We start from the raw sequence: 24,744 nt of genomic DNA on the forward strand, positions 1-24,744 counted from the left end.
GGGATGATCGGTGGTGTGACCGACACCGACGCCACACAGGCTGCAGCGCCCGCTTCAGCAACCGACGGCCAGGATTGGCGGACGCGGATCGCGGCACCGGATTCCCCGCCTGCGGCCACCAGCGCCGCCGCGGAGAACGAACTCCCCGAGGATCGCTACCTCAACCGTGAACTGAGCTGGTTGGACTTCAACGCCCGGGTATTGGCGTTGGCCGCCGACCCGTCGTTGCCGCTGTTGGAGCGGCTGAAATTCCTGGCCATCTTCGCCTCGAATCTCGATGAGTTCTACATGGTCCGGGTGGCCGGTTTGAAACGCCGCGACGAAATGGGTCTGTCGGTGCGCTCCGCCGACGGCCTGTCGCCACGCGAGCAGTTGCGCCGGATCGGCGAACGCACCCAGCAGATCGCCAATCGGCACGCCCAGGTATTCCTCGACGCGGTACGCCCCGCGCTGGCCGAGGAGGGCATCCGGGTAGTGGGTTGGGCCGACCTCGACGAGGGTGAGCGGGATCGGCTGTCGACCTATTTTCATGAACAGGTCTTCCCGGTGCTGACCCCGTTGGCGGTCGATCCCGCGCATCCCTTCCCGTTCGTGAGCGGCCTGAGCCTGAACCTGGCGATCACGGTGCGGCAACCGGAGGATGGCACCACGCACTTCGCCCGCATCAAGGTGCCGGACAACGTCGACCGCTTCGTCGAACTCAAGGGCGAGGAGCGCGGCGACGGGAATCACGACGTGCGGTTCCTACCCACCGAGGAATTGATCGCAGCGTTTCTGCCGGTGCTGTTCCCGGGCCTGGAAATCGTCGAGCATCACGCGTTCCGAATCACCCGCAACGCCGATTTCGAGGTCGAAGAGGATCGCGACGAGGATCTGCTCAAGGCGCTGGAGCGGGAGTTGGCTCGCCGCAGATTCGGTTCGCCGGTGCGTCTCGAGGTCGCCGACGACATGACCGAGAACATGCTCGAGTTGTTGCTGCGCGAACTCGACGTGCATCCCGGCGACGTCATTCAGGTGCCGGGACTGCTGGACCTCTCGTCGCTGTGGCAGATCTACCGCGTCGACCGACCGCGCCTGAAGGATTCGACGTTCGTGCCGGCGACGCCGGCGGCGTTCGGCGAACGCGAGACACCCAAAAGCATTTTCGCGACCCTGCGCGACGGCGACGTGTTGGTGCACCATCCCTACGACTCGTTCTCGACGACGGTGCAACGGTTCATCGAGCAGGCCGCGGCGGATCCGAATGTGCTGGCCATCAAGCAGACCCTGTACCGCACCTCGGGCGACTCCCCCATCATCGACGCGCTCATCGACGCCGCGGAGGCCGGCAAGCAGGTGGTGGCGCTCGTCGAGATCAAGGCTCGCTTCGACGAGCAGGCCAACATCAAATGGGCGCGCGCCCTGGAACAGGCCGGTGTCCACGTGGTTTACGGCCTGATCGGCCTCAAGACCCATTGCAAGACCTGCCTGGTGGTGCGGCGCGAGGGGTCCACGATTCGGCGCTACTGCCATATCGGCACCGGCAATTACAATCCGAAAACTGCTCGGCTTTATGAGGATGTGGGTCTGCTGACCGCGGCGCCGGACATCGGCGCCGACCTCACCGACCTGTTCAACTCGCTGACCGGGTACTCCCGCAAGGTCAGCTACCGCAACCTGTTGGTGGCCCCGCACAGCGTGCGCAAGGGGATCATCGAGCGCATCGAGCGCGAGGTCGAGGCCGCCCGCGACGGGGTGGAGGGGCGAATCCGGTTGAAGGCCAACGCTCTGGTCGACGAGCAGGTCATCGACGCGCTGTACCGGGCGTCCCAGGCCGGGGTGCGGGTCGAGGTCGTGGTCCGCGGCATCTGCGCGCTCAAGGCCGGGGTGGAAGGTCTGTCCGAGAACATCGCGGTGCGCTCGATCCTTGGCCGGTTCCTGGAACACTCCCGGATTCTGCATTTCAAGGCCATCAACGAATTCTGGCTCGGCAGCGCCGACATGATGCATCGCAATCTCGATCGCCGCGTCGAGGTCATGGCCCAGGTCAAGGATCCACGCCTGACCGCGCAACTCGACGAGGTGTTCGAGTCGGCGCTGCATCCGGCGACCCGCTGCTGGGAACTCGGTCCCGACGGTCGTTGGAACGCATCGCCGGTGACGGGCCAGACCGTGCGCGATCACCAGGTGTCCTTGATGGAGAAGCATCGTCAGCCCTGACCGTGCCCGCACCGGTGGCCGTTGACCGTCGAATTGACATGCAGGAGTTGAGGTGCCGAAACAGAAACCCCCAGAGCCGGTGCTCGCTGCCGGTGCGGTGCTGTGGCGGCCGGGCCCCGCGGGCCCGTCGCTGCCCGAGGTGGCTGTGATCCACCGGCCCCGCTACGACGACTGGTCCCTCCCCAAGGGCAAGGTCGATCCCGGCGAGAGTTTGGCGGTCACCGCGGTCCGGGAAATCCAGGAGGAGACCGGTTATCACGCCGAACTCGGACGGCGGCTGATGTCGGTCACCTACCCGGTGGAGGAGGGCACCAAACACGTCCAGTATTGGGCGGCGCGCGCCGGTTCGGGTGTATTCAGCCCGAATCACGAAGTGGACAAGCTGTTGTGGCTGCCGGCCGAGGAGGCGCTGACGCAACTGAAGTATGAGCACGACCAGGCGGTGTTGCGCCAGTTCGTCGAACTCCCGGCGGACACCCGCAATCTGCTGATCGTCCGGCACGCGACTGCCGGACGGAAGGGCAAGTTCCGCGGCGACGACCGAAAGCGCCCGCTGGACAAGAACGGTCGGGCCCAGGCCGAATCCCTGGTGGGCCTGCTGCTGGCGTTCGGCGCGCGGGAGTTGCATGCCGCCGACCGGGTGCGCTGCCATCAGACCATCGCGCCGCTGGCCGACGAGTTGGGGGTGGCGGTGCACAACGAACCGTTGCTGACCGAGGAGGCCTACGCCGAGCATCCCAAGCGCGGCCGGGCCCGAGTCCTCGAAATCGCCGCACTGCCAAGCACCAGGGTTATTTGCACACAGGGCAAGGTGATCCCCGACCTGATCTCATGGTGGTGCAAGTCCGCGGGGATTTCGCCGGAGACGTCACGAAACCGTAAGGGAAGCGTCTGGATTCTGTCGTTGGCGGGCGAGCGGCTGGTGGCCGCCGACCACCTCGACAGTCCGCGGCCCGTCCGCTAGGAGCGGCCGAACACACGAATACGCCGCGGGAGTTCAACTCCCGCGGCGTATTCGCGTTGAACTACTTGCGGCCCTTCTTGGCCGGCGCCTTGCGGGCCGGAGCCTTGGTTGCGGCTTTGCGGGCCGGCGCCTTCTTGGCGGCGGTCTTCTTGGCCGGTGCCGCCTTCTTGGCGGCGGTGGTCTTCTTGGCCGGTGCGGCCTTCTTGACCGCGGCCTTCTTCGCCGGTGCCGCCTTCTTGGCGGCAGCGGTCTTCTTGGCCGGCGTCGCCTTCTTGGCCGGTGCGGCCTTCTTGGCGGCGGTCTTCTTGGCCGGTGCGGCCTTCTTGACCGCGGCCTTCTTCGCCGGTGCCGCCTTCTTGGCGGCGGTCTTCTTGGCGACCTTCTTGGCGGCCTTCTTGGCCGGACCTGCGACAACTCCGCGCTTCACGGCCGGACCGTCAGCCGGGAGCTTTTGTGCCCCAGAGACAACCGCCTTGAATTGCGCGCCCGGACGGAAGGCGGGAACCGACGTCGGCTTCACCTTCACCGTCTCGCCGGTGCGCGGATTCCGCGCAACACGAGCGGCGCGCCTGCGCTGCTCGAAAACCCCGAAGCCGGTGATCGTCACGCTGTCACCCTTGTGCACGGCGCGCACAATGGTGTCGACGACATGCTCGACCGCGGCCGTGGCCTGACGACGGTCCGAGCCCAGTTTCTCCGTGAGCACGTCGATCAGCTCTGCTTTGTTCATCCCAAAACCTCCGAAACCAGTGGCCCTCTTTGGACCGACTAGTGGACACGGTAAACCCTGTAATGGCTGATTTCCAAGAGCCACGCGCGGTTTCAGGTAATGCCAGCGAACTTTTTTCAATCCGGTTGGGGCCCTGCGGCGGTGGCAAGGGCGGTACAGAACCCGGTTAACCCACCGTCAATTAGGGCCTTTCGCGCCCCTCAGGAGGCCGGCAATGTGCGCGGTTTCCACGCCGGCCGGGCCGCCTCGTAAGCCTCGATCTCATCGCGTTTCCGCAGCGTAAGGCCAATATCGTCGAGCCCTTCGAGCAGCCGCCAGGCGGTGTAGTCGTCAATGATGAACGGCACCACCGCCGTTCCGGCGACGATATTTCGATCTTGAAGATCCACAGTGATTTCCAGCCCTGGGTGCTGTTCGATGAGCTTCCAAAGAAGTTCGACATCATCTTGTGAAACTTGGGCGGCCAGCAGCCCGGCTTTCCCGGCATTGCCCCGGAAAATGTCGGCGAAGCGGGGCGAGATGACCACTCGAAAGCCGTAGTCCATCAAGGCCCAGACTGCGTGCTCGCGTGAGGAACCGGTGCCGAAATCCGGGCCGGCGACCAAAACCGAGCCACGGTCGAAAGGCGGCAGATTCAAAACGAAGCTCGGGTCGTTGCGCCATTCCGCGAACAATCCATCCTCGAAACCCGTTCGGGTGACGCGCTTCAAGTAGACCGCCGGAATGATCTGATCGGTGTCGACATTGGACCGCCGCAGCGGGACGCCGATGCCGGTGTGGGTTCTGAAAGCATCCATCAGGGTTCTCCTCTGAGTCCAGTCTGCTAGTTCAGGTCGTCCGGGGAGGACAGCTTGCCGCGAATAGCGGTGGCAGCGGCCACTGCCGGGGACACCAGGTGAGTTCGGCCACCCTTGCCCTGTCGGCCCTCGAAGTTGCGGTTGGACGTCGATGCGCAGCGCTGCCCCGGGGACAACTGATCGGGGTTCATGCCCAGACACATCGAGCAGCCCGCCTGGCGCCACTCGGCTCCGGCGGCCACGAAAACCTCGCCGAGGCCTTCGGCTTCGGCCTGGACGCGCACCCGCATGGAACCCGGCACGATCAACATCCGCACGCCGTCGGCGACCTTGCGCCCGCGCAAGACCTCGGCGGTCGCGCGCAGATCTTCGATGCGGCCGTTGGTGCAGGAGCCCACGAAGACGGTGTCCACGGGGATCTCCCGCATCGGGGTACCGGGTTGTAAGTCCATATACGCCAGTGCCTTCTCGGCCGAGAGCTTCGTGGCGTCATCGGTCATCAGCTCCGGATCGGGCACCGTCGCCGACAACGGAACACCTTGTCCGGGGTTGGTTCCCCAGGTCACGAACGGGCTCAGCGAGGCGGCGTCAAGGTGGACCTCGGTGTCGAATTCCGCGCCCTCGTCGGTGCGCAACCGGTCCCACGCGGCCACGGCGTCATCCCAATCCGTGCCGGTCGGAGCGTGCGGCCGGCCCTTCAGATACTCATAGGTGGTCTGGTCCGGGGCGACCATGCCGGCCCGGGCGCCCGCTTCGATGCTCATGTTGCACACGGTCATCCGGCCCTCCATCGACAGTGCCTCGATGGCGCTGCCGCGGTACTCGATGACGTACCCCTGCCCGCCGCCGGTGCCGATCTTGGCAATGACGGCCAGGATGATGTCCTTGGCGGTCACGCCGACGGGCAGGGTGCCGTCGACGTTGACCGCCATCGTCTTGAAGGGTTTGAGTGGCAACGTCTGCGTGGCCAGCACGTGCTCGACCTCGGAGGTGCCGATCCCCATGCCGAGCGCGCCGAAGGCACCGTGGGTGGAGGTGTGACTGTCCCCGCATACCACGGTCATGCCGGGCTGTGTCAGGCCCAGTTGTGGTCCGATGATGTGCACGATCCCTTGTTCGGCATCCCCCATCGGGTGCAACCGGATGCCGAATTCGGCGCAGTTGCGCCGCAACGTGTCGACCTGTGTGCGCGACACCGGGTCCGCGATCGGCTTGTCGATGTCGATCGTCGGGACGTTGTGGTCCTCGGTGGCGATGGTCAGATCCGGTCGATGCACCGGCCGGCCGGCCAACCGGAGACCGTCGAAGGCCTGCGGGCTGGTCACCTCGTGGACCAGATGCAGGTCGATGTAGATCAGATCCGGTTCGCCGTCGCCGGAGGCGACGACGTGGTCGGCCCAGACCTTTTCGGCCATGGTGCGCGGTGCAGTATTGGTGGCCATCACTTCTCGATTCCCCCGCTGGGCTGGATCGTTGGACTGGCAATCTCAGCATGCGGGACGCTAGTATCTCCCTGTGAGACAGGATAGCGGCATCGGCGTCCTTGACAAAGCCGTGGGCGTGCTTCATGCGATCGCCGATTCGCCGTGCGGCCTCGCCGAACTGTGCGAGCGGACCGGGCTGCCCAGGGCCACCGCGCACCGGCTGGCCGCCGGTCTCGAAGTCCACCGGCTGCTCGCCCGCGACAGCGAGGGCCGGTGGCGACTGGGTCCGGCGCTGGCCGAACTCGCCGTCCACGTCAGTGACCCGCTGCTGGCCGCCGGCGCCCAGGTGCTGCCGAAGCTGCGCGAGATCACCGGTGAGAGCGTGCAGTTGTACCGCCGGGAAGGCACCGCACGGGTATGTGTGGCCGCCTTGGAACCGCCTGCCGGGCTTCGCGATACCGTCCCGGTCGGCGCGCGGATGCCGATGACCGCCGGCTCCGGGGCGAAAGTCCTGTTGGCCTACAGCGACGCCGGCACCCAACAGGCCGTGCTGCCGGCCGCGAAGTTCAGCGACCGCACCCTCGCCGAGGTCCGCAAGCGGGGTTGGGCACAAAGCGCCGCCGAACGCGAGCCCGGGGTGGCCAGTGTGTCGGCCCCGGTCCGCGACGCCAAGGGTGCGGTGATTGCTGCGATTTCGGTGTCCGGACCCATCGACCGGATGGGCCGCCGACCCGGTGTCCGGTGGGCCGCCGATCTGCTGGCCGCCTCGGACGCGTTGACCCGCAGGCTCTAACGACGACCGCGGCGCAGCACGTAAGCGGCGGCGCCGACTGCGAATACCGCCACACCGGCCAGGATTGTCGAGACCGGCAGGGCGAACGCCAGCGTCAGACAGCCCAGCATCCCGAACACCGGCAGCAACCGGCGGGTCCGCCCCTCGGTGTCGCGCAGCGTGAAGGCCGACGCGTTGGCGATCGCGTAATACACCAGCACTCCGAACGACGAGAAGCCGATGGCGGCACGCAGGTCGAGGGTGGCCGCGAGCACCGCGACCACCACCCCCACCGCCAGCTCGGCGCGATGCGGCACCCCGAACCGTGGGTGCACGGCCGCCAAGGCCGGGGGCAGATGCCGATCCCGCGCCATCGCCAGGACGGTGCGGGACACCCCGAGCAGCAGCGCCAGCAGTGAGCCCACCGCGGCGATCACTGCGGCCAGCGCCACCACCGGCACCAAGACCGGCACCCCGGCCACCGTCACCGCCGCCACCAACGGGGCCGCCGAGGCGGCCAACCGCTGGGGGCCGAGGATCGCCAATACGGCCACTGCGACGGCGCCGTAACAGAGTGTGGTCAACGACAGGGCGATCAGGATCGCGCGCGGGATGACCCGGACCGGATCGCGCACCTCTTCGCCGAGTGTCGCGATGCGGGCGTACCCCGCGAACGCGAAGAACAACAGTGCGGCCGACTGCAATACCCCGGGAACGCTCGCGTCCTGCCCCGGGGCGACGCGGCCGGCCTCGGCCAGACCGGAGGTGAACACCGCGACCACGACGGCCGCGAGCACCGTCAGCACCACCCCGACGATCACCCGCGTCGCCAACGCCGACTTCTGCACGCCGAGATAGTTGACGACGGTGACGACGATCACGGCCGCGATCGCCATCGCCTGCGGACTCCCGGGCCACACGTAGTGCCCGACGGTCAACGCGATCGCCGCGCAGGACGCGGTCTTGCCGACGATGAAGCCCCACCCGGCCAGGTATCCCCAGAACTCGCCGAGGCGCTCTCGGCCGTAGACGTAGGTGCCGCCGGACACCGGGTACCGGATCGCCAGCCGCGCCGACGACACGGCATTGCAGTAGGCGATGATCGCCGCGAGCGCCAACCCGAGCAGCAAAGCGGGCCCGGCGGCCTGCGCGGCGGACGCGAGCGCGACGAAGATGCCGGCGCCCAGCATCGCCCCCAGGCCGATCGTCACGGCGTCGAGGAGGCCGAGCCTGCGGGGCAAGCCAACTGGGGCATCCGGGGGCGGGCCGGCGGTCATCGTGGCCGACCATACTGCGCGCTTGGCCCTTACGCACGGCAGCGACCTGGAACACTGTCGCGCATGGGAACCAATCAGCGCTCGCAGATCGTGATGTCCGAGGACGAGATCACCGAATTCGTCACCACCAGTCGCACCGGAACGTTGGCCACCATCGGTGCCGACGGGCAACCCCACCTGGTGGCCATGTGGTATGGGATCGTCGACGGGGAAATCTGGCTGGAGACCAAGATCAAGTCGCAGAAGGCCGTCAACCTGCGGCGCGATCCCCGGTTCACCTTCATGATCGAGACCGGTGACACCTACGACACCCTGCGCGGCGTGTCGTTCGAGGGCACCGTAGAGATCACCGACGAGCCGGACACCGTCTTCCGCGTGGGCGTCAGCGTGTGGGAGCGCTACACGGGGCCGTACACCGAGGACATGCGGGCGGGCGTCGACATGATGATGAACAAGAGGGTGGCCGTGCGATTGATCACCAACCGGGTCCGTTCCTGGGATCACCGCAAGTTGGGCTTGCCCGCCATGCCGATGTCCGGATCCACCGCCCCGCAGGCCTGATTCGCGGATCAGGACCTGCCGGCTGGTTGGTACCCCCGATGGGATTCGAACCCACGCTACCGCCGTGAGAGGGCGGCGTCCTAGGCCGCTAGACGACGGGGGCTAGAACTTCCGGAGGGTCAGCATAGCCGACCTTGCACAGCTGGCCTAATCCTCCGGATCACTTCGTTTCAGCTGGGGTACCAGGACTCGAACCTAGAACGACGGTACCAGAAACCGCTGTGTTGCCAATTACACCATACCCCATTTTCGACCCATCCTTGCTGGTGAGAGCGCTTTCGCCGCTGTAGGCGCCGATTCGGTGCGCTGACACCAGCCCTTCATGGGCCGACGAGCAGACTACCAAAGATTACCGGCACCTTTCACACCGGAGTCACCCGCCGCTGACCGGCAGGGCCGCCCGCGCCGCCCGCAGTCGGGCCAGACTGCGGTCGCGGCCCAACAACGCCAGCGATTCGAACAGCGGCGGGCTCACCAGCGAGCCGGTGACCGCCACCCGGACCGGACCGAAGGCCTTCCGCGGCTTGAGCGCCAGCTCGTCGATCAGGCTGGCCTTCAGCGCGGCCTCGATCGCCTCGGTGCTCCAGTCCCCCACGTCTTCGAGCGCCGCCACCGCGGCGTCGAGCACCGGGGCGGCCTCGGCCTTGAGTTCCTTGCCCGCGGCCTTCGGGTCGATCTCATAGGAGCGCTCGTCGAAGAACTTCAGCAGCGTCCAGGCGTCGCCGAGCACCACCACGCGGGTCTGCACCAACCGCGCCGCCTCGCCGAAACCGGCGTCGTCGAGTCCGGTGTCGTGGCCGTGGTCGGTGAAGTAGTCGCGCAATCGAGCGGTGAAGTCGTCCTCGTCGAGCAGCCGGAGGTGTTCGGCGTTGAGGGCGTCGGCCTTCTTCTGATCGAACCGGGCCGGATTCGAGTTGACGTCGACCACGTCGAAGGCCGCGATCATCTCCTCGATGCTGAAGATGTCCCGGTCATCGGCGATCGACCAGCCCAGCAGCGCAAGATAATTCAGCAGGCCCTCGGGGATGAAGCCCCGCTCCCGGTGCAGGAACAGGTTGGACTCCGGATCGCGCTTGGACAGTTTCTTGTTGCCCTCGCCGAGCACCGGCGGCAGGTGACCGAACTGCGGGGTCTCCTCGGCAACGCCGATCCGGATCAGGGCCGAATACAACGCCAACTGCCGCGGTGTGGACGGCAGCAGATCCTCGCCGCGCAGCACGTGGCTGATCTTCATCAACGCGTCGTCGACGGGATTGACCAAGGTGTACAACGGATCCCCGCTGCCGCGAGTCAACGCGAAATCAGGCACCGAGCCCGCCGGGTAGGTCGTCTCACCTCGGACCAGATCGTGCCAGGTCAGGTCGGCATCGGGCATCCGCAGGCGCACAACGGGTTTGCGGCCCTCGGCCAGGTAGCCCGCTCGTTGCTCCGCGGTGAGGTCGCGGTCGAAGTTGTCGTAACCGAGTTTCGGGCTGCGGCCGGCCGCGATATGGCGGGCCTCGACCTCCTCGGCGGTGGAGAACGCCTCGTAGGCCTCCCCCGCCGCGAGCAACCGGTCGATCACGTCGAGGTAGATCTCGCGTCGCTGCGACTGCCGGTACGGACCGTAGGGTCCGCCCACTTCGGGCCCCTCGTCCCAGTCCAGGCCCAACCAACGCAGCGCATCGAGCAGCGCCTGATAGCTCTCCTCGTTGTCGCGCGCGGCGTCGGTGTCCTCGATGCGGAACACGAACGTGCCGCCGGTGTGCCGAGCGTAGGCCCAGTTGAACAGCGCCGTACGGATCAGGCCGACATGCGGCGTGCCGGTCGGTGACGGACAGAACCGGACCCGCACATTCGAAGTGGACGACGTCATTATTTTCCTTTACGCACAACGGGATTGGTCAACGTGCCGATCCCTGAGACGGTGATGCTGACGGTGTCGCCGTCCTCGATCGGTCCAACCCCCTCCGGAGTACCGGTGAGGATCAGATCGCCGGGCAGCAGCGTCATCACCTTCGAAACCCATTCGACGATGGCGCCGACGTCGTGGATCATCAGCGCGGTGTTGGACTGCTGGCGCACCTGACCGTTGACCGTGGTCTGCAGGTCCAGGTTGGCCGGGTCGAGGTCGGTGACGATCCACGGACCCACCGGGCAGAAGGTGTCATGGCCCTTGGCGCGCATCCACTGGCCGTCCTGCTGCTGCTGATCGCGCGCCGAGACGTCGTTAGCAATCGTGTAACCGAGGATGTTCTCGGCGGCCCGGGGGGCCGGAACGTCCTTGCAGGGCCGGCCGATGACGACGGCCAATTCGCCCTCGTGATGCACCGGGTTGGCATCGGCGGGCAGTTGGATGGCCACCCCGGGCCCGATGATCGCGGTGTTGGGCTTGAGGAAGATCACCGGATCCTCGGGCGCGGTGCCGCCCATCTCCTCGGCGTGGGCCGCGTAGTTCTTGCCGAGACAGATCACCTTGCTGGCCAGGATCGGGGCCAACAGCCGGATGTCGGCCAGCGGCCAGGACCGTCCGGTGAACGTCGGTGTGCCGAAGGGATGTTCGGCAATCTCGCGGCAGGTTTCCTGGCCGGCGTCGCCTTCGATGCTCACGAAGGCGACACCGTCTGGGCTGGCAATTCGACCGAGTCGCATTGGCCCAGCTTAGTGAGTGCCCGGGCTGACCCGCCGCGCGGTGACCAAGGCCACCAGAAAGTCCTCCAGGTGCTCGCGGCTGATGTCGAGTTCGCCCCGCAGCCAGCCGGTGACCAGGTCGAAGCCGCCCGCGACCAGGGTCAGCGCCGCCAGGTCCAGGTCGGGCGCCACGGCGTCGGCGGCCAGGCCGGCGAGCAGCGCGCGACCCTGATCGGACATGATCTGCGCCAGCGACTTGATCAGATCCCGCCGCCGGGCCCGCAGTCCCTCGGTGGCCTGTGACTCGATCAGCAGTGGCCCGCGCCGCGGATCCGCGACCAGATGCCGCAGCCCCGTCCCGATCGCGGCGCGCGCCCGCACCACCGGATCGGGGGCACTGTCGTTGATCGCGGCCACCATGGCCGTGGAGGCCAGCACGATCTGGGCGTCGAATATCGCCAGCAGCAATTCGTCGGTGGTGCGGAAACTTTCGTAGAAGTAGCGGTCGTTGAGCCGGGCCGCCGTGCAGACGCCGCGGACGGTGAGACCGGCGATCCCGGATTGCTCGATCAGGTCCAGCGCCGCATCCATCAGCGCGGCCTGACGTTTGGCGCGCCGCTCCCCGGAGGTGGCGCCGCCGTAGGTGCGCGCCCGCGTCGACATGGCATCGATTGTCGCACCCGTTTCCTTGACCGACCCCGCCTTCTGGTGAAGACTGTCACCAAATAGAGGGAAGGTGCGCCACCGATGGGACCTGCTGCCGAGAAGTTGCCGAATCCGCCGGCGTTGACGGTGTTCCCGTTCAACCTGTTCATGCGTCTGCTGCCCGGCGAAGACGTCCGCGCCACGGCGGCCCAGCGCCATTCGTTTCGCCGCTACGCCGACCTCGGCGATCCGGTGGCCGACGATGTCGTCGCGATGATCCAGCGCCTACCCACCGGTGCGGGTCGGGCGATGTTCGACACCGCTGTCGAGCACGGCATCGACGCGGTCGACGACGCCCCCGCGGAGTTGGTGGCCTTCTTCGCCGCCGTCGACGATCAGCCCTATTGGCTCGATCACGACAAGCTCGAGTTGGCCGCCCGGGTCAGCATGCGCACCGGAGTCGTCGGCATCGGTCTTGCGCTGCCCGGATTGGCGCTCACCGGCGGGTATTTGGCGTCCAAGGCCGACAAGCCGTTGGTGGGCACCGGCGATCTGCACCGGATGGCGCCGCGGCGGCTCAACGAGACCGCCGCGTGGTACATCGACGTCACCTCTCCGGGTGGACTGCACCGCTTCGCCGACGGGTTCACCGGCACGCTGCGGGTCCGGTTGATGCACGCGCTGGTGCGCGCGGCGATGAACCGGCGCGACGACTGGGATTACGAGGGTTGGGACGCCCCGATCAACCAGGTCCAGTTGGCCGGCACCCTGATGTTGTTCTCGCTGGCCAACCTCGCCGGCTGTCAGGCCATGGGGATGCGTTTCTCCGAGCGCGAACGCGACGCGGTGTTCCACTTCTGGCGCTACGTCGGCCTGCTGATGGGCGTGCACCCCGAGCTGGTACCCACCTCCGAATCCGACACCTGGCGGTTGTTCTGGCTGGAAGCCGACAGCGAATTCGAACCCGACGAGGATTCGTACCTGCTGGCCCAGGCGCTGCACGCCGACCGCAACGAGGGTTGGGTCACCGAGTTGGCGCGCGGCTACCTGTCGTCCTACAGCCGGCTGATCCTGGGCAAGACCAACGCCGACCGGCTCGGCCTGGCCGACAACAAGGGACTGCAGGCCGCGGTATTGGCCACCTCGGCGGTCAACCGAGCCCTGGAGTACCGCCGAATTCTGCCCGGCATGACATGGCTCAGTGAGGAATTGGGGCAACGCGCGCGTCGGGGTCTGGTTGCGCGCGGGATGGCGCAGACGCGTGGCGACCGCAACTACGATCGCCACGACCGCCTGGCCGCCGCGGGCTGACGGCACCTTCTCCGCAAGCTGCCGGACACCCGACGTTCACCGCAAGCACCCCAGCAGCTCATCCGGATCCGCAACGCTCACCACGCTGATGCGCGCGACGACCGGAGGCTGCACCGTGGCAAGAACGAACGTGGGATCAACCCTGGCGGTGGCGGGTGCCGCGGCGCTCGTGGCAGCCGCCTGCTCCTCGACCGAGCCGGCCGGCCCCGAAGCGCCGACGCGCCCGGACGGGCCGGTCGCCGCGTCGTCGATCACCTGGAATGTGCCCGCGGCCGAGCGCTATCACCGCCTCGCCACCTATCCGATCTACCTGAACCGTCCGCCCGCCGAGTCCGCCGAGACCGAGACCGTCGCGGAGATCTCGGCGGTGACCGACGACGGCAACACCGTGATCTACACCGACGCGGTGGCCAACCGCGTGGGATTCCTCGACATCACCGACCCGGCGAATCCGATTGGGCGCGGCACACTCTCGCTGGCCGAGCTGGGCAACGCCGTCGACCAGCCCACCTCGGTGGCCGTGGCCGGTGAGCACCTGATCGTCGTCGTGGACACCACCGGCGGTGGTTTCGCGGCGCCTTCGGGGCGCATCGATGTGGTGCGGATCGCCGACCGCACCCTGCTGCACAGCATCGACCTTGGCGGGCAACCGGATTCGATCGCCGTCAGCCCCGACGGATCATTTGCCGCGATCGCGATCGAGAATCAGCGCGACGAGGAGTTCACCCCGGCCGGCGGCGAGGAGGGCGACCTGCCGCAGCCGCCAACGGGATTCGTCTCGATCGTCGACCTCGTCGGTGCACCCGCCACCTGGTCGCAGCGCAAGGTCGAGTTCGACGTCGAGGCGGCCCGCGCCGCGGGTCTGGACACCCCCGAGGATCTCGAGCCCGAGTACGTGAGCATCAACGCGCGCGGTCAGATCGCGGTGACGCTGCAGGAGAACAACGGCATCGCGATCATCGACGGTCCCACCGGCGAGGTGGATTCGATTTTCACCGCCGGAACCCAGTCGGTCGACGGCATCGACACCGCCGAAGACGGCGTGATCGACCAAAGCGGTTCGATCGACGATCTCCCGCGCGAGCCGGACGCGATCGCCTGGGCCGGCGACACTCACGTCGTCACCGCCAACGAGGGTGACTGGAAGGGCGGCACCCGCGGCTGGACGGTCTTCGACGCCGGAACCGGGGAGGTGGTCTGGGATTCCGGCAGCTCCTTCTCGGAGCTGGCGGTCTCGGCGGGTCTGCACAACGAGAGCCGCGCCGAGTCCAAGGGACCGGAGCCCGAAGGGATCGCCGTCGCCGAGGTCGGTGGCCGACCGCTCGCGCTGGTCGGCTCCGAGCGCTCGAACTTCGTCGCGTTCTACGACATCAGCGACATCGCCGCGCCGGTGTTCCGGCAGTTGCTGCCGTCGACCAACGGTCCGGAGGGCCTGCTGCCGATCCCGCAGCGCGACCTGTTCGTCGTCTCCTCCGAGGCCGACGACGCCGAAGCCCGGGTCCGGGCGTCGGTGACCGTCTACGGCTACGGTGCCGAATTCGCCGCCGAGGGCGCGGTTCCGGCCTTTCCGTCCATCGTCTCCGGCGCCGTGGACGGCGTCCCGATCGGGTGGGGCGCGCTCGGGGCCCTGAGCGCCGATCCGCTCGACGAGAACCGCCTGTTGACCGCGACCGACGACGCCTACGGACCCGCGCGGGTGCTCGGCGTCGACGTCTCCCAGACACCCGCGCTGATCGACCGCGAGATCGCCGTTACCGAGAACGGCACCGCGGTGACACTGGATGTCGAGGGCATCGCGGGCCGACCCGACGGCGGGTTCTATCTGGCGGTCGAGGGGGCCGAAGGCGTGGCGAACCAACTCGTCAGCGTGGCCGCCGACGGTGCGATCAACGCCCGCATCGCGTTGCCGGCGGATATCGCCGCCGCGCTCGGCGGTCAGGGGCTCGAAGGCGTGGCACTGGACGGCGACACCGTGTGGGTCGCGCTGCAGCGCGAACTGTCCACCGATCCGGCCGGGGTGGCCAGGATCGGCAAGTACAGCCCGGAATCCGGCGAATGGCAGTGGTACGGCTACCCGTTGGAGAGCACTGACCACCCGGATGACTGGATCGGGCTGTCCGAGATCGGGGTGCACGACGGTGCGCTGCTGGTGCTGGAGCGCGACAAGCGGGGCGGTCCGGATGCCCGCGTCAAGGCGCTCTACCGGGTCGAGATGCCCACCGCGGCCGGCGTCACCGGCGCCGCGGACCGGCCCGAGGTGCTGACCAAGACCCTGGCCCGCGACCTGTTGCCGGACCTGCGGGCCACCGGCGGCTGGGTGCAGGAGAAGGTCGAGGGTGTCGCGGTCGCCGGTAACGGGAAGCTGTTCGTGGTGACCGACAACGACGGCCTCGACGATGCCAGCGGCGAAACGGTGTTCCTTGATCTGGGGCCGGCTCACGACGCGCTCGGGTGATCCGCGCCCTCCCAGATCCTGAGACCGATTTTCAACGCCTTGGGAGGGCAGGCACAATGGTCGGGTGACCGGCGGCGATATCAGCACCCAGCGACGCTGGTCCATGTTGGTGATCGCGCTGGCGGCCACCCTGTTCGCCAACGTTTTCATCAACGGCACCGCGTTCCTGATCCCCACCCTGCACAGCGAGCGCGGCCTGGACTTCGCCCAGGCCGGCCTCATGGTCGCGATGCCGAGCTTCGGTACGGTCGTCACGCTGCTGGCATGGGGTTACGTGGTGGACCGGGTCGGTGAGCGGCTTGTCCTGACCGCGGGTTCGGCCCTGACCGCGGCCGCGGCCTTCGCCGCCGCGTCCGTCGATTCGCTGCCCGCGGTGGCGGCGTTCCTGTTCCTCGGCGGCATGGCGGCCGCCAGCAGCAACACCGCCAGCGCCCGGGTGGTGGTCGGCTGGTTTCCGCCGCACCAGCGCGGGCTGGTGATGGGCATCCGGCAGACCGCACAACCGCTCGGAGTCGCCTTGGGCGCCTTGGTGATTCCGCAACTCGCCGAGTCTCGCGGGGTGTCGGCGGCGCTGTTGTTTCCCGCCGGGGTGTGCACGCTCGCCGCGGTCATCACGGCCGTCGGCGTGCTCGATCCCCCGCGTCCGCCGCGCGCCGATGCGCACCACACCGAGTTGGCCAACCCCTACCGGAACTCATCGACGCTGTGGCGGATCCACGCGGCCTCGGTGTTGCTGGTCATCCCCCAGTCGATGGTGTGGACCTTCACCCTGGTGTGGTTGATGGCCGACCGCGGGTGGTCGGCGGTCTCGGCCGGGGCCATCGTCACCGCCGCCCAGATCCTGGGCGCCGCAGGCCGCATCGCCGCGGGCAGATGGTCGGACGTCGTCGGCTCGCGACTGCGCCCGGTTCGGACCATCGCGTGGGCCGCCGCGGTCGCGATGGGTCTGCTGGCGTTGACCGATCAGCTCGGTTCGTCCTGGGCGATCGCGGTCATGATGGTCGCGTCGGTGGTCACGGTCTCGGACAACGGCCTGGCGTTCACCGCCATCGCCGAGATCGCCGGACCGTTCTGGAGCGGGCGGGCGCTCGGGATGCAGAACACCGCGCAGTTGTTCACCTCGGGGGTGGTGCCGCCCGCCTTCGGCGCCCTGATCGGCCTGGCGGGATTCCCGGTCGCCTTCGCGGTCTGCGCGTTGTTTCCGTTGCTGGCAATCCCGCTGGTGCCGGTTCGCGACGACCCGATGGGCTAGAGCCGGCCCAGAATCCGTTCCCCGACCTCGCTGGTCGACAGCTTCGCGTCACCCCGGCTGGCCAGGTGCCGCTCGACGGCCTTGTCGACCCGCTCGGCGGCACCCTCCTCACCGACGTGGGCCAACAGCAACGCGACCGACATCACCGCGGCGGTGGGGTCGGCGATGCCCTGGCCGGCGATGTCGGGAGCACTGCCGTGCACCGGTTCGAACATCGACGGATTGGTCCGGGTGGCATCGATATTGCCGCTGGCGGCCAGCCCGATCCCGCCGCACACCGCGGCGGCCAGATCGGTGATGATGTCGCCGAACAGGTTGTCGGTGACAATGACATCGAACCGGCCGGGATCGGTCACCAGGTGGATGGTGGCCGCGTCGACGTGCTGGTAGGCGACCTCGACATCCGGGTATTCGCGGGCGACCTCGTCGACCACCCGGGACCACAGACCGCCGGCGAAGGCCAACACATTGTTCTTGTGCACCAGGGTGACGTGCTTCCGACGCCCGGCGGCGCGCGCAAACGCATTGCGCACCACGCGTTGGACACCGAACGCGGTGTTCACGCTGACCTCGGTGGCCACCTCATGGGGCGTACCGACGCGCAGGGCGCCACCGTTTCCGGTGTAGGGGCCTTCGGTGCCTTCGCGCACGACCACGAAATCGATCTGCGGATCACCCGAAAGCGGGCTGCTGACACCGGGATACAACCGTGAGGGACGCAGGTTGACGTGATGGTCGAGCGCGAACCGCAGCTTGAGTAGCAGGCCCCGCTCGAGCATGCCGCTGGGCACCGACGGATCCCCGATCGCGCCGAGCAGGATCGCATCGTGCTCGCGCAACTCCTCGATGACCGATTCCGGCAGGATCTCGCCGGTGGCGTGGTACCGACGCGCGCCGAGGTCGTAGTCGGTCTTTTCCACGCCCGGCAGCACCGCATCGAGCACCTTCACGGCCTCGCCGATGACCTCTGGTCCGATGCCGTCGCCGGCGATGATCGCGAGTTTCATGTCAGGTCAACCACTTCCAGTGTGGTGGCCTCCACCGCGGATGCGATGGTGGCGCGGACGTCCTCGGGCACGTCGCGGTCCAACCGCAGCATGATCGTGGCGCCCCCACCCTCGGCGTCCTGGCTGAGCTGAGCCGCGACGATGTTCACACCGGCGGTGCCGAGCAGCGTGCCGATCTTGCCCAGCGCACCCGGCTGATCGCTGTAGTTGATGAGCAGGTTGACGCCTTCGGCCCGCAGGTCGAAGTTCCGGCCGTTGATCTGGACGATCTTCTCGACCTGCTGGGGTCCGGACAACGTGCCGGAGACGTTCACCGACGAGCCGTCGGCATGGACCGCACGCACATCGACGACGCTGCGATGATTGGGGCTTTCGGTGGCGGTCACCAGGTCGGTGGACACCCCGCGCACCTTCGCCAGCGACGGGGCGTTGACAAACGTCACCGGATCATCGAGGACCGTGGAGAACAGCCCGCGCAGCGCCGAAAGTTGAAGGATGTCAACCTCTTCCGAAGCCAGCTCGCCGAAGACACCGACGCTCAACGAAACCGGCGGGTCCTCCGACAGGGTTCCGACCAACACGCCGAGTTTGCGCACCAGCTCCAGCCACGGGGCGACTTCCTCACCGACGGGCCCGCCGGCGACGTTGACCGCATCCGGGACGAACTCGCCGGCCAGCGCCAGCTTCACGCTCGCGGCGACGTCGGTGCCGGCCCGGTCCTGGGCCTCCTCGGTCGAGGCCCCCAGGTGCGGGGTGACCACCACTTGGGGAAGCTCGAACAGCGGGCTGTCGGTGCACGGCTCGGTGGCGAACACATCCAACCCGGCGGCGCGGACATGACCGCTCTTGATCGCATCGGCCAGGGCCTGCTCGTCGATCAAACCGCCGCGCGCGGCGTTGACAATCACCACACCCGGCTTGGCCTTCGCCAGCGTCTCCGCGCCGAACAGGCCCGCGGTCTCCGGGGTCTTGGGCAGGTGCACGGAGATGAAGTCGGCACGGCCGAGCAATTCGTCGAGCGGCAGCATCTCGATGCCCAGCTGCGCCGCGCGCGCCGGCGGCACGTAGGGGTCGTAGGCCACCACGTGGGTGCCGAAGGCGGCCAGCCGCTGAGCCACCAGCTGACCGATCCGACCGAGCCCGACCACACCGACGGTCTTGCCGAAGATCTCGGTACCGGAGAACGCCGAGCGCTTCCAGGTGCGCTCGCGCAGCGTGGCGTCGGCGGCGGGGATCTGCCGGGCGGCGGCGAGCAGCAGCGCCAGCGCGTGCTCGGCGGCGCTGTGGATGTTGGAGGTTGGCGCGTTCACGACGAGGACACCGCGCGCGGTGGCGGCGTCGACATCGACGTTGTCCAGGCCGACACCGGCCCGGGCCACGATCTTGAGCCTGGGCGCCGCGGCCAGCACCTCCTCGTCCACCGTGGTCGCCGAACGCACCAGCAGGGCGTCGGCGTCCGGCACGGCGGCCAGCAGTTTTTCACGGTCCGGACCGTCCACCCAGCGGATTTCGACCTGGTCCCCCAGGGCTTCCACGGTGGACGGGGCCAGCTTGTCGGCGATCAGTACAACGGGCAAACTCACCCGGACAGCCTAATGGGCGGTAATTTCGGAGGCGAGGGCAGGAGCGTTGCGGGTACTCCTACCTGAACGTACGCCGAACAGTCTGGGGTGGATGTGGACGTCACAGTAGTCGGGAGCGGCCCGAACGGGCTGGCCGCAGCAGTGCTCTGTGCCCGCGCCGGGCTCTCGGTCCGGGTGCTCGAGGCGCAAGCCACGGCCGGCGGCGGCGCCCGCACCCTGCCAGACCCGGAATTCGCCGGGGTCTCGCACGACATCTGCTCGGCGGTGCACCCGCTGGCGTTGGCCTCGCCGTTCTTCGCCGCCTACGACCTGCCCGCGCGTGGCGTGAACTTGTCGGTGCCGGAGGTGTCCTACGGCAATCCCCTGCCCGGGCGACCCGCCGCGATCGGTTACCGCGACATCGATCGCACCTGCGCCGAGCTCGACGACGGCGCGTCGTGGCGGCGGCTGCTCGGCCCACTGGTCGACGACTGCGACAACGTGGTCGCGCTGGTGCTCGGCGACAAGCGCTCGATGCCGCCGAGCCTCTCCGCGGCCGCCAAGCTGGTCCCCCGAATGCTCCTGCAGGGCGGCCCCGCGTGGAACACCCTGGCCGGCGCTGACGCTCGGGCGCTGTTCAGTGGCGTTGCCGCACATGCTATTTCGCGAATGCCGTCGCTGGTGTCCGCAGGCGCGGGCCTGATGCTGGCGAGCCTGGCGCACGCGGTGGGGTGGCCGATACCGGCGGGCGGGTCACAGGCCATCCCGGACGCGCTGCTCGCCGACCTACGCGCCCACGGCGGCGAAGTGGTGCTCGGCGAGGAGGTCACCAGCCCGCCGCCGGGGGTGGTGATCTACGACACGGCGCCCACCGCGCTGCTGCGCATCTACGGCGACCGGCTACCGGCCCGCTACGCCAGGACGTTGCGGCGCTACCGGTACGGGCCGGGGGTGGCCAAGGTCGACTTCGTCCTCAGCGGTGAGATCCCGTGGCGGGATCCCCGCCTGGCGGCGGCACCCACCCTGCACATGGGTGGCGACCGAGCCATGATGGCGCGCGCCGAGCGCGACGTCGCCCACGGGCGGCACGCCGACTGGCCGATGATCCTGGCGGCGCTGCCGCATCTGACGGACGCCGGCCGCATCGACGCGCAGGGCCGCCGACCGTTGTGGACCTACGCGCACGTGCCCGCGGGGTCGCCGGTCGATCAGGCCGAGGCGGTGACCAAGGTCTTCGAGGAGTTCGCGCCCGGCTTCCGGGACCTGGTGGTCGGGGTGCGCAGCGTGCCGGCCGCCCGGCTTTCGGAGCACAACGCGAATCTGGTCGGCGGGGACATCGGGGTGGGCGGGGCCAACCTGTTCAGCGTCGCGACCGGCCCGGCCCTGCGCTGGAATCCGTGGTCGACGCCGATACCCCAGGCGTATCTGTGTTCCTCGGCCGTCCCGCCCGGCAGCGGCGTGCACGGCATGGGTGGCTACTACGCCGCCCGCACGGTGTTGCGTCGCGAATTCGGCCTGGAGCTACCAACGATTTCGGCGTGATTTCCCGCGCTCACCGCGGGAAATCACGCCGAAATCAGGTGTGACTGTTTAAGCAGTTTCGGTGATGGGGCGATCCACCCAGCTCATCAGGTCACGCAGCTTCTTGCCGGTGACCTCGATGGGATGCTCGGCGTTCTCCTTGCGCAGCTGCTCCAGCTCCTTGTTGCCACCCTCGACGTTGGCCACCAGACGCTTGACGAACTTGCCGTCCTGGATGTCCTTGAGGATCGCGCGCATGCGGTCCTTGGTGTCGGCGTCGATCACGCGCGGACCCGACAGGTAGCCGCCGTACTCGGCGGTGTCGGACACCGAGTAGTTCATCCGGGCGATGCCGCCCTCGTACATCAGGTCGACGATCAGCTTGAGCTCATGCAGCACCTCGAAGTAGGCCAGCTCGGGCGCGTAGCCCGCCTCGACCATGACGTCGAAGCCGGTCTTCACCAATTCCTCGGTGCCGCCGCACAGCACGGCCTGCTCACCGAACAGGTCGGTCTCGGTCTCGTCCTTGAAGGTGGTCTTGATGACGCCGGCCCGCGCGCCGCCGATGCCCTTGGCGTAGGACAGCGCCAGGGCCTCACCTTCGCCCTTGGGGTCCTGCTCGACGGCGATCAGGCAGGGCACGCCCTTGCCGTCGACGAACTGGCGCCGCACCAGGTGGCCCGGGCCCTTCGGGGCGACCATGCCGATGGTGATGTTGGCCGGCGGCTTGATCAGACCGAAGTGGATGTTGAGCCCGTGGCCGAAGAACAGCGCGTTGCCGTCCTCGAGGTTGGGCTCGATGTCTCCTCTGAAGATCTCGGCCTGCGCGGTGTCCGGCGCGAGCAGCATGATCACATCGGCCCACTTGGCGACCTCGGCCGGGGTGTCGACCTCGAGTCCCTGCTCGGTGACCTTCTCGCGGGACTTCGAGCCTTCCTTGAGGCCCACCTTGACCTGCACACCCGAGTCGCGCAGCGACAGTGAATGTGCGTGGCCCTGGCTGCCGTAACCGATCACGCCGACCTTGCGACCCTGGATGATGGACAGGTCTGCGTCGTCGTCGTAGAACATCTCAACGCTTGATTGTGCTGCCAACTACTTCTTCCTTATCTATTCGTGGTGCGGTGAATTTGGGGTTATTTCGCGGAGCCGATGCCGCGCGGGCCGCGTGCCAACGAGACGACGCCGGATTGCACGATCTCGCGGATGCCATACGGCTCGAGCACGCGCAACAGGGCCCCGATCTTTTCCTGGGTACCCGTGGCCTCGATCGTCAGCGACTCGGTGGAGACGTCGACGACCTTGGCGCGGAACAGGTTCACCGCCTCGATCACCTGGCTTCGGGAACCGGCGTCGGCACGGACCTTGATCATGGCCAGCTCACGCGACACCGAGTTCTCCTCGTCCTGCTCGACGATCTTGATCACGTTGATCAGCTTGTTGAGCTGCTTGGTGATCTGCTCGAGCGGGAAATCTTCGACCGAGACGACGATGGTCATGCGCGACATGTTCTTCTGCTCGGTCGGACCGACCGCCAGTGACTTGATGTTGAAGCCACGGCGGGAGAACAGCGCCGACACCCGGGCCAAGACACCCGGCTTGTCCTCGACGAGCACCGACAGCGTGTGCGTGGTCACTCCGGTGCCCATCAGACCTGCTCCTCGTTGTCGAACAGCGGACGGATGTCGCGGGCCGCCATGATCTGGTCGTTGCCTGTGCCCGCGGCGACCATCGGCCACACCTGGGCGTCGGCGCCCACGACGAAGTCGATCACGACGGGGCGGTCGTTGATCGCGCGCGCCTGGTTGATCACGTCTTCGACGTCTTCGGCGCGCTCGCAACGCAACCCGACACAGCCGAGCGCCTCGGCCAGCTTCACGAAATCGGGGATGCGCTGACTGTGCGTGGACAGGTCGGTCTGGCTGTAGCGCTCCCCGTAGAACAGGGTCTGCCATTGCCGCACCATGCCCAGGTTGCCGTTGTTGATCAGCGCGACCTTGATGGGTGCACCCTCGATGGCGCAGGTGGCCAGTTCCTGATTGGTCATCTGGAAGCAGCCGTCGCCGTCGATGGCCCACACCTCGGCCTCGGGCCGGGCCATCTTGGCGCCCATCGCCGCCGGGATGGCGAAGCCCATGGTGCCCAGACCGCCGGAATTCAGCCAGGTGCGCGGCTTTTCGTACTTGATGAACTGGGCGGCCCACATCTGGTGCTGACCGACCCCGGCGACATAGACCGCATCCGAACCGGCGATCTCACCGAGCTTCTCGATGACGAACTCGGGGCTCAGGCTGCCGTCGCTCTGCGGGCCATAGCTCAGCGGGTAGGTGGACCGCACGCCGGCCAGGTACTCCCACCACTGATCCATCTTGATGTTGCCGGGCACATCGTCACGACGCAGCGCCGCGGTCAGTTCGACGATCACGGCCTTGACGTCACCCACGATCGGGACATCGGCGTGGCGGTTCTTGCCGATCTCGGCCGGGTCGATGTCGGCATGAATCACCTTGGCTTCCGGGGCGAACGAGTCCAGCTGGCCGGTGACCCGATCGTCGAACCGGGTGCCCAGCGCGATCAGCAGGTCGCTGCGCTGCAACGCGGCCACCGCAGCGACCGTGCCGTGCATACCGGGCATGCCCAGGTGCTGCGGATGGCTGTCCGGGAAGGCGCCGCGGGCCATCAGCGTGGTCACCACCGGAATGCCGCTCAGCTCGGCCAGCTCCAGCAGTTCGGCGGTCGCCTCACCCCGGATGACACCGCCGCCGACGTACAGCACGGGTTTGTGGGACGCGGCGATCAGCTTGGCGGCCTCGCGGATCTGGCGGTTGTGCGGCTTGCTGTTCGGCTTGTAGCCGGGCAGGTCCATCTCCGGCGGCCAGCTGAAGGTGCACTGGCCCTGCAGCACATCCTTGGGGATGTCCACCAGCACTGCCCCGGGACGCCCGCTCGAGGCGATGTGGAAGGCCTCGGCGATGACGCGCGGGATGTCGTCGCCGCTGCGCACCAGGAAGTTGTGCTTGGTGATCGGCATCGTGATGCCGGAGATGTCGGCCTCCTGGAAGGCGTCGGTGCCGATCAACCCGCGGCCGACCTGACCGGTGATGGCCACCACCGGGATCGAGTCCATCTGCGCGTCGGCCAACGGCGTGACCAGGTTGGTGGCCCCGGGCCCCGACGTCGCCATCATGACACCGACCTTGCCGGTGGCGTGCGCATAGCCGCTGGCCGCGTGGCCCGCGCCCTGCTCATGGCGGACCAGCACGTGGCGCAGCTTCTTCGAGTCGAACAACGGGTCGTAGACCGGCAGTACCGCCCCGCCCGGGATCCCGAAGATGGTTTCCACGCCCATCTCCTCCAGCGAACGGACCACCGACTGCGCGCCGGTGAGCTGTTGCGGCGGGACGCGGTTGCCGGTCCCGGAGGGCTGGTCGTTCGTGGGTTTGGGTGCAGTCACCGAAGCGGGTGGCCGCGTGGTGGGAGCGCTCACGATGTGTCCTTGCTGATCATCTGGCTGGTTAGGTTCTTAGGTGGTGGGCCGGAGCAACAAAAAACCCCCGTCAGCTGTTGCTGCACGAGGGTTGCGCGTTGATGCTCGTAGGCTTGGCCTGGTGAGGGCCTCGCTAGACCTTACGCGGCACCAACGCGCCGGCTTACTAC

Annotated in this window: 20 protein-coding genes and 2 tRNA genes; 8 read left to right on the top strand and 14 right to left on the bottom strand. The window is 67.8% G+C overall.

The features are described 5' to 3' along the window. Positions 1-15 precede the first annotated feature (15 nt). Together RCP80_RS16275 and mutT1 are read left to right on the top strand one after the other, a co-directional pair. Complete coding sequence (locus RCP80_RS16275; RefSeq protein ID WP_373693359.1) at positions 16-2,199, top strand: RNA degradosome polyphosphate kinase; 2,184 nt, start codon at positions 16-18, stop codon at positions 2,197-2,199. Positions 2,200-2,251: 52 nt separating this feature from the next. Then, complete coding sequence (gene mutT1 / locus RCP80_RS16280) at positions 2,252-3,163, top strand: 8-oxo-(d)GTP phosphatase MutT1 (protein ID WP_308478657.1); 912 nt, start codon at positions 2,252-2,254, stop codon at positions 3,161-3,163. Positions 3,164-3,224: 61 nt separating this feature from the next. Here the strand turns inward: mutT1 and RCP80_RS16285 are convergent, their stop codons facing one another. From RCP80_RS16285 to leuC, 3 genes are all read right to left on the bottom strand, one after another. Then, the gene (locus tag RCP80_RS16285; protein WP_308478658.1) at positions 3,225-3,893 is read right to left on the bottom strand and encodes an HU family DNA-binding protein; all 669 of its coding nucleotides are present in this window, start codon (positions 3,891-3,893) and stop codon (positions 3,225-3,227) included. A 200-nt stretch (positions 3,894-4,093) separates the two neighbouring features. Beyond that, positions 4,094-4,690 carry a 3-isopropylmalate dehydratase small subunit gene (gene leuD / locus RCP80_RS16290; RefSeq protein WP_308478659.1) on the bottom strand — a complete coding sequence of 199 codons (597 nt, stop codon included), beginning with the start codon at positions 4,688-4,690 and terminating at the stop codon, positions 4,094-4,096. Between the two features lie 26 nt (positions 4,691-4,716). Further along, complete coding sequence (gene leuC / locus RCP80_RS16295; protein ID WP_308478660.1) at positions 4,717-6,132, bottom strand: 3-isopropylmalate dehydratase large subunit; 1,416 nt, start codon at positions 6,130-6,132, stop codon at positions 4,717-4,719. Between the two features lie 73 nt (positions 6,133-6,205). Between leuC and RCP80_RS16300 the strand changes: the two genes are divergently transcribed. Continuing rightward, positions 6,206-6,907 carry an IclR family transcriptional regulator gene (locus tag RCP80_RS16300; protein ID WP_308478661.1) on the top strand — a complete coding sequence of 234 codons (702 nt, stop codon included), beginning with the start codon at positions 6,206-6,208 and terminating at the stop codon, positions 6,905-6,907. On the opposite strand, the gene RCP80_RS16305 is transcribed toward RCP80_RS16300, so the two are convergent. Further along, positions 6,904-8,163, bottom strand: a complete 1,260-nt coding sequence (locus RCP80_RS16305; protein ID WP_308478662.1) for an APC family permease — start codon at positions 8,161-8,163, stop codon at positions 6,904-6,906. The two genes, RCP80_RS16300 and RCP80_RS16305, sit on opposite strands and share 4 nt — an antisense overlap. 63 nt (positions 8,164-8,226) lie before the next feature. Between RCP80_RS16305 and RCP80_RS16310 the strand changes: the two genes are divergently transcribed. Continuing rightward, the gene (locus RCP80_RS16310; protein ID WP_308478664.1) at positions 8,227-8,724 is read left to right on the top strand and encodes a PPOX class F420-dependent oxidoreductase; all 498 of its coding nucleotides are present in this window, start codon (positions 8,227-8,229) and stop codon (positions 8,722-8,724) included. A 27-nt stretch (positions 8,725-8,751) separates the two neighbouring features. Here RCP80_RS16310 and RCP80_RS16315 read toward each other — a convergent pair. The 5 genes from RCP80_RS16315 to RCP80_RS16335 form a co-directional block, all read right to left on the bottom strand. After that, positions 8,752-8,827: transfer RNA gene (locus RCP80_RS16315), tRNA-Glu, on the bottom strand. A 71-nt stretch (positions 8,828-8,898) separates the two neighbouring features. Further along, a tRNA-Gln gene (locus RCP80_RS16320) sits at positions 8,899-8,970 on the bottom strand. Positions 8,971-9,097: 127 nt separating this feature from the next. Next, complete coding sequence (gltX, locus tag RCP80_RS16325; protein WP_308478665.1) at positions 9,098-10,579, bottom strand: glutamate--tRNA ligase; 1,482 nt, start codon at positions 10,577-10,579, stop codon at positions 9,098-9,100. Next, entirely contained in the window at positions 10,579-11,355 is a 777-nt protein-coding gene (locus tag RCP80_RS16330) for a fumarylacetoacetate hydrolase family protein (protein WP_308478666.1), read from the bottom strand. The genes gltX and RCP80_RS16330 overlap by 1 nt, the downstream gene beginning before the upstream one ends. 9 nt (positions 11,356-11,364) lie before the next feature. Beyond that, positions 11,365-11,997, bottom strand: coding sequence for a TetR/AcrR family transcriptional regulator (locus RCP80_RS16335; RefSeq protein ID WP_308478667.1), 633 nt, complete (start codon positions 11,995-11,997; stop codon positions 11,365-11,367). An 84-nt stretch (positions 11,998-12,081) separates the two neighbouring features. Between RCP80_RS16335 and RCP80_RS16340 the strand changes: the two genes are divergently transcribed. The 3 genes from RCP80_RS16340 (at position 12,082) to RCP80_RS16350 (ending at position 16,997) form a co-directional block, all read left to right on the top strand. Next, positions 12,082-13,290, top strand: coding sequence for an oxygenase MpaB family protein (locus tag RCP80_RS16340; RefSeq protein ID WP_308478668.1), 1,209 nt, complete (start codon positions 12,082-12,084; stop codon positions 13,288-13,290). A gap of 88 nt (positions 13,291-13,378) precedes the next feature. Next, on the top strand, positions 13,379-15,745 hold the full coding sequence (locus tag RCP80_RS16345; protein WP_373693360.1) for an esterase-like activity of phytase family protein: 2,367 nt from the start codon (positions 13,379-13,381) through the stop codon (positions 15,743-15,745). Between the two features lie 103 nt (positions 15,746-15,848). Next, the gene (locus tag RCP80_RS16350) at positions 15,849-16,997 is read left to right on the top strand and encodes an MFS transporter (protein WP_308482882.1); all 1,149 of its coding nucleotides are present in this window, start codon (positions 15,849-15,851) and stop codon (positions 16,995-16,997) included. On the opposite strand, the gene RCP80_RS16355 is transcribed toward RCP80_RS16350, so the two are convergent. Continuing rightward, the gene (locus RCP80_RS16355) at positions 16,994-18,004 is read right to left on the bottom strand and encodes a 3-isopropylmalate dehydrogenase (protein WP_308478670.1); all 1,011 of its coding nucleotides are present in this window, start codon (positions 18,002-18,004) and stop codon (positions 16,994-16,996) included. The genes RCP80_RS16350 and RCP80_RS16355 overlap by 4 nt on opposite strands. Continuing rightward, complete coding sequence (gene serA, locus RCP80_RS16360; protein ID WP_308478671.1) at positions 18,001-19,587, bottom strand: phosphoglycerate dehydrogenase; 1,587 nt, start codon at positions 19,585-19,587, stop codon at positions 18,001-18,003. The genes RCP80_RS16355 and serA overlap by 4 nt, the downstream gene beginning before the upstream one ends. Before the next feature lie 93 nt (positions 19,588-19,680). On the opposite strand from serA, the gene RCP80_RS16365 reads away from it, so the two are divergent. Continuing rightward, on the top strand, positions 19,681-21,108 hold the full coding sequence (locus RCP80_RS16365) for a phytoene desaturase family protein (RefSeq protein WP_308478672.1): 1,428 nt from the start codon (positions 19,681-19,683) through the stop codon (positions 21,106-21,108). Between the two features lie 48 nt (positions 21,109-21,156). Here the strand turns inward: RCP80_RS16365 and ilvC are convergent, their stop codons facing one another. The 3 genes from ilvC to RCP80_RS16380 form a co-directional block, all read right to left on the bottom strand. Next, a complete protein-coding gene (ilvC, locus tag RCP80_RS16370; RefSeq protein WP_308482883.1) occupies positions 21,157-22,158 on the bottom strand; it encodes a ketol-acid reductoisomerase in 1,002 nt (333 codons plus the stop codon). Positions 22,159-22,223: 65 nt separating this feature from the next. Further along, the gene (ilvN, locus tag RCP80_RS16375; RefSeq protein WP_308478673.1) at positions 22,224-22,736 is read right to left on the bottom strand and encodes an acetolactate synthase small subunit; all 513 of its coding nucleotides are present in this window, start codon (positions 22,734-22,736) and stop codon (positions 22,224-22,226) included. Continuing rightward, on the bottom strand, positions 22,736-24,574 hold the full coding sequence (locus tag RCP80_RS16380; RefSeq protein ID WP_373693361.1) for an acetolactate synthase large subunit: 1,839 nt from the start codon (positions 24,572-24,574) through the stop codon (positions 22,736-22,738). The genes ilvN and RCP80_RS16380 overlap by 1 nt, the downstream gene beginning before the upstream one ends. Between the last annotated feature and the right edge of the window lie 170 nt (positions 24,575-24,744).

The organism is Mycolicibacterium sp. MU0053 (assembly GCF_963378095.1).
Classification (GTDB): Bacteria; Actinomycetota; Actinomycetes; order Mycobacteriales; family Mycobacteriaceae; genus Mycobacterium; species Mycobacterium burgundiense.